At 69.5% G+C, this 12683-nt stretch carries 13 protein-coding genes; 7 read left to right on the forward strand and 6 right to left on the reverse strand.

From position 1 onward, the window contains the following. Window positions 1-101 precede the first annotated feature (101 nt). Together MCHT01_RS04845 and MCHT01_RS04850 are read left to right on the forward strand one after the other, a co-directional pair. Window positions 102-692 carry a hypothetical protein gene (locus MCHT01_RS04845; protein ID WP_218017859.1) on the forward strand — a complete coding sequence of 197 codons (591 nt, stop codon included), beginning with the start codon at window positions 102-104 and terminating at the stop codon, window positions 690-692. Next, entirely contained in the window at window positions 662-1420 is a 759-nt protein-coding gene (locus MCHT01_RS04850) for a hypothetical protein (RefSeq protein ID WP_067063143.1), read from the forward strand. Before MCHT01_RS04845 ends, MCHT01_RS04850 begins: the two co-directional genes overlap by 31 nt. A gap of 32 nt (window positions 1421-1452) precedes the next feature. Here MCHT01_RS04850 and MCHT01_RS04855 read toward each other — a convergent pair whose 3' ends face one another. Further along, window positions 1453-1932, reverse strand: coding sequence for a DUF6484 domain-containing protein (locus tag MCHT01_RS04855; RefSeq protein ID WP_067063146.1), 480 nt, complete (start codon window positions 1930-1932; stop codon window positions 1453-1455). Window positions 1933-2157: 225 nt separating this feature from the next. On the opposite strand from MCHT01_RS04855, the gene MCHT01_RS04860 reads away from it, so the two are divergent. Next, entirely contained in the window at window positions 2158-2934 is a 777-nt protein-coding gene (locus MCHT01_RS04860; RefSeq protein ID WP_148661386.1) for a hypothetical protein, read from the forward strand. Continuing rightward, window positions 2931-3686 carry a hypothetical protein gene (locus MCHT01_RS04865; protein ID WP_067063151.1) on the forward strand — a complete coding sequence of 252 codons (756 nt, stop codon included), beginning with the start codon at window positions 2931-2933 and terminating at the stop codon, window positions 3684-3686. Before MCHT01_RS04860 ends, MCHT01_RS04865 begins: the two co-directional genes overlap by 4 nt. A gap of 73 nt (window positions 3687-3759) precedes the next feature. Here MCHT01_RS04865 and MCHT01_RS04870 read toward each other — a convergent pair whose 3' ends face one another. From MCHT01_RS04870 to MCHT01_RS04880, 3 genes are all read right to left on the reverse strand, one after another. Beyond that, the gene (locus tag MCHT01_RS04870) at window positions 3760-4320 is read right to left on the reverse strand and encodes a chromate transporter (RefSeq protein ID WP_218017860.1); all 561 of its coding nucleotides are present in this window, start codon (window positions 4318-4320) and stop codon (window positions 3760-3762) included. Next, window positions 4317-4910 (reverse strand): chromate transporter, encoded by a 594-nt coding sequence (locus MCHT01_RS04875; protein WP_067063154.1) that lies wholly within the window; start codon window positions 4908-4910, stop codon window positions 4317-4319. Before MCHT01_RS04875 ends, MCHT01_RS04870 begins: the two co-directional genes overlap by 4 nt. A 92-nt stretch (window positions 4911-5002) precedes the next feature. After that, window positions 5003-6010, reverse strand: a complete 1008-nt coding sequence (locus MCHT01_RS04880; protein WP_067063157.1) for a D-2-hydroxyacid dehydrogenase family protein — start codon at window positions 6008-6010, stop codon at window positions 5003-5005. Window positions 6011-6192: 182 nt separating this feature from the next. Here MCHT01_RS04880 and MCHT01_RS04885 point away from each other — a divergent pair, with 182 nt between their 5' ends. Beyond that, entirely contained in the window at window positions 6193-6699 is a 507-nt protein-coding gene (locus tag MCHT01_RS04885; RefSeq protein WP_067063159.1) for a DUF1993 domain-containing protein, read from the forward strand. Window positions 6700-6708: 9 nt separating this feature from the next. Here the strand turns inward: MCHT01_RS04885 and MCHT01_RS04890 are convergent, their stop codons facing one another. Together MCHT01_RS04890 and MCHT01_RS04895 are read right to left on the reverse strand one after the other, a co-directional pair. Continuing rightward, window positions 6709-7311, reverse strand: a complete 603-nt coding sequence (locus MCHT01_RS04890; RefSeq protein WP_148661387.1) for a hypothetical protein — start codon at window positions 7309-7311, stop codon at window positions 6709-6711. Between the two features lie 118 nt (window positions 7312-7429). Then, on the reverse strand, window positions 7430-7963 hold the full coding sequence (locus tag MCHT01_RS04895) for a hypothetical protein (RefSeq protein ID WP_148661388.1): 534 nt from the start codon (window positions 7961-7963) through the stop codon (window positions 7430-7432). A gap of 417 nt (window positions 7964-8380) precedes the next feature. On the opposite strand from MCHT01_RS04895, the gene MCHT01_RS04900 reads away from it, so the two are divergent. Beyond that, on the forward strand, window positions 8381-10237 hold the full coding sequence (locus MCHT01_RS04900; RefSeq protein ID WP_245643164.1) for an O-linked N-acetylglucosamine transferase, SPINDLY family protein: 1857 nt from the start codon (window positions 8381-8383) through the stop codon (window positions 10235-10237). 35 nt (window positions 10238-10272) lie between these two features. Then, complete coding sequence (locus tag MCHT01_RS04905; protein WP_067063167.1) at window positions 10273-12669, forward strand: type I secretion system permease/ATPase; 2397 nt, start codon at window positions 10273-10275, stop codon at window positions 12667-12669. The last annotated feature ends 14 nt before the right edge of the window (window positions 12670-12683 follow it).

Genomic DNA, 12683 nt, shown 5'->3' on the forward strand with positions numbered 1-12683 from the left:
AAGCCGGCGTGCCGTCCACGCGGCCGGATTACCTCTGGACGCATCAGACCAGCGAGGAAGTCCTCTTCCATCAGCCGCGCATCGCGCACCGGATCGGCGAGATGTCGGCTCGCGCGGCGTTGGCGTTCTCCCTCGGCGCGCTGGAATGGACGCTGTGGCGCTTGCGCGAGGGGCTCCCCGACGACCGGACGTTCCAGTTCCTGGACGCTGCCTGGGCCGGTCTGGTCGACTGGCGCTATCTCGACGCCTTCATCGACTTTCCCTGGGAGGAGACCTTCGACCGCGAGATCGCCGGGCCGCTCGCCGCGTCGTTCTTCTGCCTCGAGGAGGCCTTCGCCGATGCCCGGGACGACAAGCCCTTCATCCACCACCCGGTCTCGATCTCGGAGGTGGCGCTTCGCGTCTGCGGCGTGCCGGACGCGTTCAAGGCCTGGCGCCGGGTCACCATCGACCGGCTGATCGAACGGGATCCCAAGGACTACTCGGCACGGCTTGGCCACGAACTGCCGCGCGACATCGTCGATCCGGCCTATGCCAGTTCCGGGCCGCGGGACGACGAACGGATTGCCGCCTACCTGGCGTCGCTGGACTGGCAAGCCAATCCGTACTTGGGCAAACCCGAGGAGATGAAGGCCGACGGCTTCGAGGGCGAGCCCTATCGGTGGCCCGCGACCGGCTCGCCGACACCATGACGCTCCCTATTCCTTCGTATGTCCGGATCGAAGGCATCCGCAATCCGGAGATTCGCTTCCGATGGGATGACTGGGACGTCGAGGCGGTGGACATGCCGGTCGACGAGGCGCTGCAGGCACGTCTGGCCGCGATGTCGCAGCGCGCGGTGGCCGCCTTCACGATCGGCGCGAGCGAGTGGCTGATCCACCGGTTCTCCGGCCTGACGAGCGAGCTCTTGCCGCGCCAGTATCTGGAAGCCGCCTGGGCTCAGCTCTGCGACTTCCATTACTCGACGCATTTCGACGTCGATACCGACCAGTGGCGCGGACCGGTCCGGGGGCCGATGGGAACGGCGATTCGTCGGGTCAAGTTCGCCTTGCGGCAGGCCGACGTCGAAGGCAACCCGGAGTGGAGCGCCTGCCGGCTGTCGAAGCTGATCGAGCACGTGCTGCCCGATGCCACGCCCTACCTGGACTGGCGAGACCGGATCATCGACCGGTTCGTTGCGCTTTATCCGTTCAAGAAGGACGACTCGCTGGGGGATCCCGTGCCCTGGCAGTTCGCCGATCCGGCGCATGTCGTGCGACCGGACGACGCCGAGGCGCTGCTCGACGAGTTCATCCGCGGTCTGGAGGGTAGCCAGAACCCGTTCATGAACCCGCCGGAGGTCATGGTGGCGCAGGGCTTCAAGCGGACGCCCTATCGATTCAGCCTGGCGGAGGATCGACAGGCCCGGTGGGAGTGGTAGGCGCGCCGGCGGCGGAGACGCCGGTCGACGGGTCAGTTCAACTGCACCGACCCACCGCGGATGCGGTTCACGCCGGTCGAGCGCGTCGAGACGTAGCTGCCTTCGATGAACACTTCACCGGTCCGGGTCAGCGTGATGCTGGCCTTGCCGCAGCGCAGGACCATCTCCTTCTGCGCGCTGACGACCAGACGTTGGCCATCGGCATCCACCTGCACCTGATCCGGCCGTTCCCTGAGCGGCCAGACCTCCTGGCCCCGCAGGACGCCGATCACGATGGGCTTGGCAGGGTCACCCCCTTCGAAGACCAGAAGCACCTGCGTGCCGATGTGGTCGGCGTGCAGGTCGACGATGCTCCGGGCTCGCAAGGCCGATCCCAGCGGCAGGCTGGGGTCGATCACCATGGGCGTGGCACCTTGATCCGCCAGGGCGACGAGTTGGCCCACCTGAACGGCCAGGCCGGAGACCGCTGCCGCCGGGGTCCAACCCGTTTCGAAAGGCTCTCTGCCGCTCATATGCTTGCCTTTGGTAGTAGCGGGTCACGGTACTGGCAGCGGCCCGAGGGCAATAGCGACCAAAGTCACGCGGCGGTGGCACACCGCTGGCTCGTCAACTGCCTCTCCGCCCGTCACGAATCGTGCCTCGGACTGCGCTGCCACGCCACCCCATGCATGGATGTCTTCATCTGCGCTCAGGACGGCTACGTCTGAGCGTCGAGGCGTGACCGACACCTGATGACGATGACACCGACTTTCATTCCCGCCGGTCTCGCCGCCTCACCCCCGACCTTCGTCTGGTGGGGGCGGGACGAGCACACCGGTTCGACGCGCTTCCCGACGCCGCTGCTGCAGCGCTTGGACCTCAAGACCAGCAACGGCTTCATCACCCTGTGCGCCGGCACGGTGATCTGGGGCGCGTACCGGCTCCAGGGCTATGACGGGCACGTGCGCACGGCGCTGCAGCTGGCCGAGGCGGCCTTCGCCTACCAGGTGGACTGGCGCTACGTCGACCGGGACGCGGTGGACCTGCGCATTCCGCCTGACGTGTCGCCGACCTCGGGCGCCTTGCTGGAGCTGTGCTTGTTCCTGTGGCGCTGCCTGGATCACGAGAAGTATTGGGAGAACTATTACTCGCCGATCCTGGAGACCTTCCACGCGGCGCATCTCGCGCGTCACATGCTGCCCCGGGATGTCCGGCCGGCGTTTGGCCGCTGGGTCGAGGAGATCATCACCCGGCTGGACCTCTTCGCGAGGAAGCCCGACCAGGCGGTGGCACGGGCCGAGGACTTCCCCACGGTCGAGGACTGGAAGCGCTTCGCCGCCGGCCATCGCGGCCGACCCTTGCCGCCGGAGTTCCTGGGCGGACCGCAGCCCCGTCAGCCCTTGGATCGCGCGGTGGACCGTCACTTGCGCCAGCTCGACTGGAGCGGCAACCCGTTCCTTCGCACGCCCGACGAGATGCGGGCACTGGGCTTCGTCGGCGAGCCTTACGTTCACGAGCAGGGGGACGCGCCATGAACCCGCTTCCGCGCCACTACATGCCGGCGTCCATCCGGGCGGAGCAGCGGGCGGACTACGACTGGGACGAGTGGAACGCCAATGCCTATTTCCGCTACACCACCGCCGCGCGGTTCGAGCGCCTGAACCGCCTGACCAACAAGGCTTCATTGGGCCTGACGATCGCGACGCTGGAGTGGGTCGTCGCCAGCCTGTCCTCGCTCACCGACGTATCGATCGAGTGCCGCTTCCTGACCGCGGCCTGGGCCGGCGCGGTGCACCACCGCTATCTCAACTACACAGAGTTCGATCCGGACGAGTGGTCCAGCCCCGAGCGCGGCCCGCTCTATCTCAGCCTGCTGATCCTCAACGACGCCGTGCACGAGCTGCGCAGCGATCCCCGGATCGCGACGCGCGCCTGCTGGGCCTACAACCTCGCCACGCACGTCCTGCCGGAGCAGGAGGCCTTCCTGGCCTGGTGGGAAGCCTGCGTCCAAGGTCTGGAGCAGTCCCACCTCGAGGCCGAGGAACTGGCCGGAGCGCCGCGTCCGGACATCTTCGACGACTTCCCGCTGCAGGGCCTGCCGCTGCCACCACCGGTCTTCGACCCGATCAACCCGACCGAGGTCCTTCCGGTCGCGCAGATCCCGGCGCGGTGGGACGACTTCCTGCGCAGGCTGGATCCAGGCACGAACGAGTTCCTCGCCGCGCCGAAGGACCTGGAGGACGTCGACTTCCTGCCGGGCCCCCCCTATCGCTTCGAGGCGCGCTGAACCCGTGGATGGCATGACCCGTGACGCCGACGAGCTGCCTCGCCAATGGGGCCAGCCCTCGCCGCGCGCCCGATCACACGATCCCCATCGCCCCCAGCACCCCGCCGCCGACCACCATCCAGACGATCCCCAGCCGGGTCCGCATCGTGAGGAACAGCGTGGCCAGGATCAGCGCCAGCGTCGCCCAGCGGTGATGTTCGTCGACGAGGTAGGGCGCGGCCAGCAGCCAGCCGGTCGCCAGCATCAGCCCCAGGGTCAGCGGCGCCATGCCGACGGTGAAGGCGCGCACGCCCAGGTGCTCGCGATTGCGGCGCGCCCAGCGCGTGGCCGCCAGCACCAGCGTGGTCGAGGGCAGCATGATGCCCAGCATCGCCGCCATCGCGCCGACCAGGCCCGACACGTTGAAGCCCAGCACCGCCACGAACAGGATGTTGGGTCCCGGCGCCGCCTGCGCCAGCGCGATCGAGCTGGTGAAGCTCTGGTCCGTCAGCCAGTGCCGCTCGTCGACCAGGAAGCGGTGCATGTCCGGCGCGGTCGTGATCGCGCCGCCGATGGACAGCAGCGACAGCACCAGGAAGTGCAGCAGCAGCGCGCCCAGCTCGGGCCAGCTCAGCGTGCCCATCAGCAGGCTCATGCGCGGCTCCGCTTCAGCGCCAGCAGCGCCAGCGTCATGCCCAGGCCGCCCACGCTCAGCACGATCCAGAACAGCGGCAGCTTCAGCCACACCGTCGCGCCGAAGACCAGGGCCGCCAGCGCCAGACCCGGCCACAGGCCGACCGGGTTCTTGTTCAGCGAGGGCAGCAGCTTGAGGCCGGTGGCCAGGATCAGTCCGGCCGACACCGCGCCCATGCCGCGCAGCGCGCCGCTCATGCGCGGGGAGGCCAGCCAGGTCGTCGACAGCGCCGCCAGGACCAGCACGATCACCGCGGGGAAGACCATCATCCCGGCCAGCGCCACCATCGCGCCGCGCAGGCCGAAGAAGCGGTCGCCGATCATGAGCGAGATGTTCACGATGTTGGGGCCCGGCAGGACCTGGGCCACGGCCAGGGTCTCGACGAACTCCTCGCGCGACATCCAGCCCAGGCGCTCGACCAGCTCGCGCTGCGCCACGGCCAGCACGCCGCCGAAGCCTTGCAGCGCGAGACGGCTGAAGGCCCAGAAGAGGTGGCTCAGGGAATCGGGCCGCGCGAGCGCTGGTTCCGCGCCGGACGCGTCGACCGTCAACGCGGCGTCAGCGCCGGGGCGCTTGGCGTCATCGGTGGAGGAGGGGGCGCCGCCCGCCGCGGGCTCGGGGTCCGGGCGGGGCGCCCCGGGGCTCAACGCAGCACCTTCAGCGCGTCGGGGTTGACGATGTGGCTGGGCTTGCCGGCCATGAAGTTCAGGACGTTGTCGAAGGCCGCGTCGAAATACATCTGGTAGCTGTCCAGCTCCACGTAGCCGATGTGCGGCGTGCACACGGCGTTCTCCAGACGCAGCAGGGGGTGGCCCTGCAGGATGGGCTCGGACTCGAACACGTCGATCGCGGCCATGCCGGGGCGGCCGCGGTTCAGGCCCGAGACCAGCGCGCCGTCGGCGACCAGCTCGGCGCGCGAGGTGTTCACGAACAGCGAGGTCGGCTTCATGCGGGCCAGGTCCTCGGCGGTGACGATGCCGGTGGTCTCGTCGGACAGGCGCAGGTGCAGGGACAGCACGTCGGCCTGCTCGAAGAAGGCCTCGCGGGTGTCGGCGGCCTGGTGGCCGTCGGCCTGGGCGCGCAGCCGCGACGCCTCGCTGCCCCAGACCAGCACCTGCATGCCGAAGGCCTTGCCGTAGCCGGCGATCAGCTGGCCGATCTTGCCGTAGCCCCAGATGCCCAGGGTCTTGCCGCGCAGCACCATGCCCAGGCCGAAGTTGGGCGGCATGGAGCCCGACTTCAGGCCCGACTGCTGCCACACGCCGTGCTTGAGCGTGGAGATGTACTGGGGGAGCCGCCGCATCGCGGCCATGATCAGCGCCCAGGTCAGCTCGGCCGGGGCGATCGGGGAGCCGCCGCCTTCCGCCACCGCGATCCCGAGCCGGGTGCAGGCGTCCAGGTCGATGTGCTTGCCGACCCGGCCGGTCTGGGAGATCAGCTTCAGCTTGGGCAGCTTTTCCAGCAGTTGCCGGGGGAAGTGGGTGCGTTCGCGGATCGTCACCAACACTTCGGCATCCCGCAGCCGTACCGACAGCTGCCCGATCCCCTTGACGGTGTTGGTGAAGACCTTGGCGTTCAGCGCGTCCAGCTTGGCGGCGCAAGGCAGCTTGCGCACGGCGTCCTGGTAATCGTCGAGGATGATGATGTTCATAGGCGTGCGGGTACCGATCCTAACCGTGTCGATCGGCCATCCCAAGGGCATCGGGCGAGGGCCGTGCAACAGAACCCAACAGGCACTAGCATCCGGCCCGCTTCGCATCGGGGGCGCCGCTCGGGGCGCGCCCGGCTCATTCATACGCCAGCCATTCGCCCAGCGCGACGAGGAGATCTCACATGGACATGTACGCCGCCACCGTTCCGGTGTTCGACCGCACGCTCGCGAGCATGCAGAACTGGATCCGCATCGCGCGCGATCACGCCAAGGCCAAGGGTTTCGACGAGTCGGTCTACCTGACGCTGCGCCTGGCGCCGGACATGCTGCCGCTGCCGCGCCAGATCCAGATCGCCAGCGACGCGGCCAAGAGCGGCGCCGCCCGCCTGGCCGGCCTGGAAGTGCCGAGCTGGCCCGACGACGAGGCCACGCTGGACGACCTGATCGCCCGCATCCAGAAGACGCGCGACTTCGTGAAGTCGGTGTCGGCCGAGCAGATCAATGGCAGCGAGACCCGCGCGATCTCGGTCCCGCGCCGCGACAAGGAGCCCTACAAGTTCGAGGGCCAGGACTTCGTCCGCTTCTTCAACCTGCCCAACTTCTACTTCCACGCGACCACGCTGTATGCGCTGCTGCGCCATGCGGGCGTGCCGATCGGGAAGATGGATTTCCTGGGCCAGCCGAAGTAATCGCGGGCCTCAGCCCAGGCAGCGCAGCGCCGCCGCGATGGCGGCGTCGCGCTGCCTGGCGTAGTCGTCGAAGGTCGCGAAGGCGCGCTTGGCCGGATCCTGGTTCAGCACGTAGATCGTCGAGACCAGGTGGCGCGCCGGAATGAAGATGCTGTAGAAGCTCAGCGGGCCGCCTCGGGAGAGGTCCTTCTGATGCAAGGCCAGCAGCTCCGCGTCGCCCAGGTGCTCGCGCTGGAGTTCGTTGCCGCCGGGCGCGGTCGAGCGCTGCGCGATGACCTGCATCTGGCCCAGGATGGCCGCGCGATCCGCCTCGGCGGAGGCAGGGTCCGACAGCTCCACCTTGAAGTTCACGAAGGGCAGGCCCTGCGGCGTCGCCAGCAGGACCCGGTAGCCGTCGGCCATCGACACGCGCTGCTCACCCTGGGCGGTGGCGACGGTGCGGGACTGGACCGATTCGGGGAGGCGGTTGTGCGCCAGCACCTTCAGCTCCCCCTTGCCCACGCAGTCCGCGATCGGGGCCAGCGGATCGCCGCTCCGTTCGGCGCGGGCCGGCACCGTGGCCAGCAGCAGCGCGGCGGCCATCGGCCACAGGCAGACATGAAGCCCTCTCATTCGCGATCCCCGGATGTCGTGGAAGGCTCGCAGTATCGCGGCGCGCGGCGCCGCCCTCGTTCCCCCGAAAGAGCGGAACGGATACGGGGAATCCCTGGGGGCGGGCAGGGCGCCCGACTCAGCCCAGCAGCCGCCGCAGCAGGCTCTTGCCCTGCTCGAGCTGGCGGTTCAGGAAGACCAGGCGGGCTTCCGCCTCGGCCTGGTCGAAGGTCCGGGCGACCTCCGTGTAGATCGCGGTGCGCAGATGCCACAGGTCCTGCGGATGCCGGCTGTGCACGATGTGGCGGAGCAGGGCCCGCACGCGTTCCCGCGCCGCGGCGTCGCCGGCGGCCTCGGCGCGCTCGCCCAGGTCGGTCAGCGCCGCCCGGAACGAGGTCCGCAGCCGGGCCATGGCCCGCGCGCTGGCCTGAGGCCGGCGACCGTCGCGCGGCCACAGCCGCATCAGGCTCTGGAAGATGGAGTCCCCGCCGCGCCGGCGCACCGGCGCGTCGTTCATCGCCGCGCCGCCGGTGCCGCCCAGGCGCGAGACCGGCTCCGCCCAGGTGAGCGAATCGGCACAGCGCGTTTCCAGTTCTTCCAGATCCGTGGGGTCGACCGCCTCGGCCGCATCGACCATCTCATCCCAACGAGACAGACTCGGACTCGCCTTCATGGTGTGTTCTTCGTGGCGTTGCGTGGCGCGCGTCCCTCGACGTCCGGGGAGTCCCCGAAACCCTCTCTCATCCGCGCGGCGCCCGGACATCTGGGGTCCGGATCGCGAGACGATTGTGGAAGTCGCCTTATCACGATGAACCGCAAATAAGGCGGTGACAGCCGCCTCACATCGTGCTCAAGTTCTCGCCTGGCCTGCCGATAAGGGCTTGAATGGGGAGGCTGGACGGGTCTCAAGAAGGGAAATGGGCGGTCGCCACCGCCCAATTGCCCGGATTCCCGTCGGAAGGGGCCGGACACAATCCGGACAGGCGGCCGTCGGGCCTGGCCGGGATGCGTCCCGCCATGCCCGCCGTGCCGGAACGACCCGCGTCGAAAGCCCGATCACATGGACATCGCCCGACCCAGCATGCAGAACTTGAGCGTTCCCGCCCCGCTGGCCCAGGAATGGGAGCAGCTGCTGACCCGCGCCCGCGAGGGCTCCCTGCCGCTGCCCGAGCTGATGGACCGGGGCAACTTCTTCCAGGGCCAGAACCTGGGCGAGGCCGCCGCCCACCTCTACGAAACCTGGCTGACCCGCGAGGAACACCCCGCCGCCGCCCGCCTGGTCGCCCTCTACAACTGGGGCACCGTGCTGGGCAACATCCAGCAGCATGCCCGCGCCGAGGCGGTCTACCTCCAGGCCCTGGCCATCAGCCCGACCTTCGCGCAGGCCCGGCTGAACCTGGGCCACCAGCTGGAACACCTGGGCCGCGTCGACGACGCGCTGGCCGCCTGGGCCCAGGTCTACGAGGCCGAAGGCCCGATCGAGGCCCTGGGCGCCGACACGCTGGGCCTGCGCACCCACGCCTTCAACAACGCCGCCCGGCTGCTCGAGCTGCAACGCCGCTACGACAGCTCCGAGGCGCTGATGGTCCGCAGCCTGACGCTGAACCCGGACCAGACCGACGTGATGCAGCATTACGTGCACATCCGTCAGAAGCAGTGCAAGTGGCCGGTGTACCAGCCCTTCGGCGAGGTCACCCACAACAAGCTGCTGATCGCGACCTCGCTGCTGGCCACGCTCAGCGCGACCGACGATCCCGCCCTGCAGATGGGCGCCGCCCAGCGCTTCGTCCACGAGAAGGTGACCAAGCAGAAGGAGGTGCTGTGGAAGCACCCCGTCTCGGTCGCCGCGCGACGCGAGGGCGGCAAGATCAAGATCGGCTACCTGTCCGGCGACCTGTGCATGCACGCGGTGGGCCTGCTGACCGCCGAGCTCTACGGCCTGCACGACCGCGAGAAGTTCGAGATCCACGCCTTCGACTGGAGCCGCGACGACGGCACCGCGCTGCGCAAGCGCATCCTGATGTCGATGGACAAGGTCTGGCGCCTGAACAGCCTGGACGACGACACCGCCGCCAAGCTGATCGCCCAGGCCGGCATCGACGTGCTGGTCGACCTGCAGGGCCTGACCAGCGGCGCCCGCCCCAACATCCTGGCGCACCGGCCCGCCCCGGTGCAGGTCAGCTACCTGGGCCTGCCGGCCACCTCGCTGCTGCCGGGCGTGGACTGGATCATCGCGGACCGCTTCGTGATGCCGCCCGAGTACCTCCCGTACTGCAGCGAGAAGCCGATCTACCTCCCGCACTGCTACCAGGTCAGCGACCGACAGCGGGAGATCGGCCCCGACCCGACCCGCGCCCAGTACCACCTGCCCGAGGACGCCTTCGTCTTCTGCTCGTTCAACAACAACCACAAGATGAACGCCGAGATGTTCGGCGCCTGGATGAGCATCCTGAAGGGCGTCCCGAACAGCGTGCTGTGGCTGCTGGCGGACAACGAATGGGCCCGCGCCAACCTGGAGCAGGGCGCCCGCGACGCCGGCATCGACCCGGCGCGGCTGATCTTCGCCCCCCGCGTGGCCCCGCCCGACTACCTGGCCCGCTTCCAGCTGGCCGACCTGGTGCTGGACACCTTCCCGTACAACGCCGGCACGACTGCCAGCGACTGCCTCTGGATGGGCACGCCCATCCTGACGCGCTCGGGCCGCAGCTACATCTCCCGCATGTGCGGCAGCCTGTTGACGGCCGTCGGCCTGCCGGACCTGATCACCTTCTCCCTGGACGAATACGTGCAGCGCGCCATCCAGATCGGCCTGAATCCGGGCCGGTCGCGCTCCTACAAGCGCTACCTGCGCGACGAGGGCCGCAAGAGCGCACTTTTCGACATGCCGGCCATCGTGCGCGACATCGAGCGCGAATTCGAGCAATTGGCACTCGCCCATCGCGGCTGAAGTTGACAAGATCCGCGAACCCACCTGCCTGACCCATGACCCGGCCCCACGATCCCTTCTTCGACGGCGACCAGCGCGCCCGCCGCCCCGGCCTGCGCCTGGCGGCCGAGGACGGCCATCGCGCGCCCGGCATGCCGGAGGAGCCGCATGATCCGCTGGCCGACCTGGCCCAGCAGCCGGCCATCGACCCGCTGCTGCAGTGCCTGGCCTGGCTGACCCAGCACCACGGCCGCGCCCGCTCGGTCGACTCGCTGCGCGCCGGCGCCCCGGTGGAGGGGGCCCTCAGTCCCGACCAGGCGATCCGCCTGATGCGCGAGGCCGGCTACAACGCCGGCCTGCTGCGCAAGGGCATCGAGGAGATCAACCCGCTGCTGCTGCCCGCGGTGCTGCTGCTCAACGGTGGCGACGCCTGCGTGCTGGTGCGCCGCCTGGAGGACGATCCGGCGGCGGGCGGCGTCCGCTACGAGGTGGTTTTCCCCGGCCCCGAGGCCGCCAGCTGCGTCGCCCCGGCGGCCGAGCTGGATCAGGAATACAGCGGCTTCATCCTGGCGGTCACGCCCCAGGAGGTGTCGCAGGCCCGGCCGATCTCCGGCAAGGGCGAGCAGCCGCTGCTGCAACCCGACTCGCACTGGCTGTTCGGCACGCTGCGCCGCTTCATCCCGTACTACCGCTCGGCCATGCTGGCGGCCCTGCTGAGCAACGTGCTCATGATGGTGTCCGGCCTGGTCACCTCGGTGATCTACGACAAGGTCATCCCGCACCAGGCCTTCGTCACGCTGTGGACCCTGGCCGTGGGCGCCGGGCTGGCGCTGGTCTTCGACCTGTTCTCGCGCCAGCTGCGCAGCCACCTGATCGACCTGGCCGGCCGCAAGACCGACCTGATCGTCGGCGCCAAGCTGTTCCGCCAGACCCTGGGCGTGCGGATGGAACACCGCCCCGCGTCCGCCGGCTCCTACGCCCACTACCTGGCCCAGGTCGAGGTGGTGCGCGACTTCTTCACCTCGGCCACGATGTCGGTGCTGACGGACCTCCCCTTCGTGCTGCTGTTCGTGGCGATGACCTTCATCATCGGCGGCCCGCTGGGCTGGGTGCTGGTGCTGGCCATCCCGCTGATGCTGGCGATGAGCTTCGGCATCCAGGGCTACCTGCGCCGCGCCATGCGCACCAACATGACCGAGGCCGCCGACCTGCACGGCACCCTGGTCGAGGCGCTCGAGGGCCTGGAGGACCTGAAGACCTCCGGCGCCGAGGGCCGCTTCCTGCGCCGCTACGAGCAGAGCACCGCCATCGTCGCCGAGTCCGCGCTGCGCGCCCGGACCATGGCCAGCTGGAGCATGAACATCTCCATGACCATGCAGCAGGCCATCAACCTGATCATGCTGGTCTGGGGCGTCTACTTGATCAGCGAGAGCACGATCAGCGCCGGCGCGCTGATCGGCGCGGTCATGTTCGCCGGCCGCGCCACGGTGCCGCTGAACAGCCTGGTCAGCCTGGCCACGCGCTACCAGGGCGCCCGCGCCGCGATGCTGTCGCTGAACGCGGTGATGAGCGCCCCGCTGGAGCGCGAGTCCAATCGCAACTACGTCCCGCTGAACCAGATCACCGGCCGCATCGGCCTGAACGACGTCGGCTTCAGCTACCCGCCGCAGGGCGACGCCCAATCCCCGAAAGTGCTGCGCAACGTCACGATGCGCGTGCAGCCGGGCGAGCGGATCGCGATCCTGGGCCGGATCGGCTCGGGCAAGTCCACCGTGCTGCGCATGCTGGCCGGTCTGTATCAGCCCACCGAGGGCATGGTCGACGTCGACGGCATCGACCTGCGCCAGGTCGACCCGGCGGAGTTCCGCGGCAAGGTCGGTTTCGTGTCGCAGGAGCCGCGGCTCTTCCACGGCACGCTGCGCGACAACGTGCTGATGGGCCGCCACGTGGATGCCCAGCGCCTGGTCGAGGTCGCCAAGCTGACGGGCCTGGACCGCGTCGTCGCCGGTCACCCGATGGGCTGGGACCTTCCCGTGGGCGAGATGGGCTCGCTGCTGTCGGGCGGCCAGCGTCAGCTGGTGGCGCTCGCGCGCAGCCTGGTCGCCAAGCCCCAGATCCTGCTGATGGACGAACCCACCAGCTCCATGGACGCCCAGTCCGAGATCGCCTTCCTGCGCCAGCTGCGCGACGCCGCCGGCAACTGCACGCTGATCATGGTCACGCACCGTCCGGCGGTCCTGGAACTGGTCTCGCGCATCGTCGTCGTCGACAGCGGCCGCCTGGTGATGGACGGTCCGCGCGACCAGGTGCTGGCGGCGCTGTCCGGCGCCCGCCCGCCCGGCCAGCAAGCCCAGCCGGGGCAGGCCGGTCAGCCCGGCCAGCCGGCGGAGCCGGGCGCGCCGGTGCACGTCCACCCGGCCGCCCAGGCCATGAACCGCGCGGCGTCGGTCTGATCCGGCTCCGCTGA

It is taken from the genome of Mitsuaria chitosanitabida ATCC BAA-476 = NBRC 102408 (assembly GCF_001598255.1).
In the GTDB taxonomy this organism is placed as follows: Bacteria; Pseudomonadota; Gammaproteobacteria; order Burkholderiales; family Burkholderiaceae_C; genus Roseateles; species Roseateles chitosanitabidus.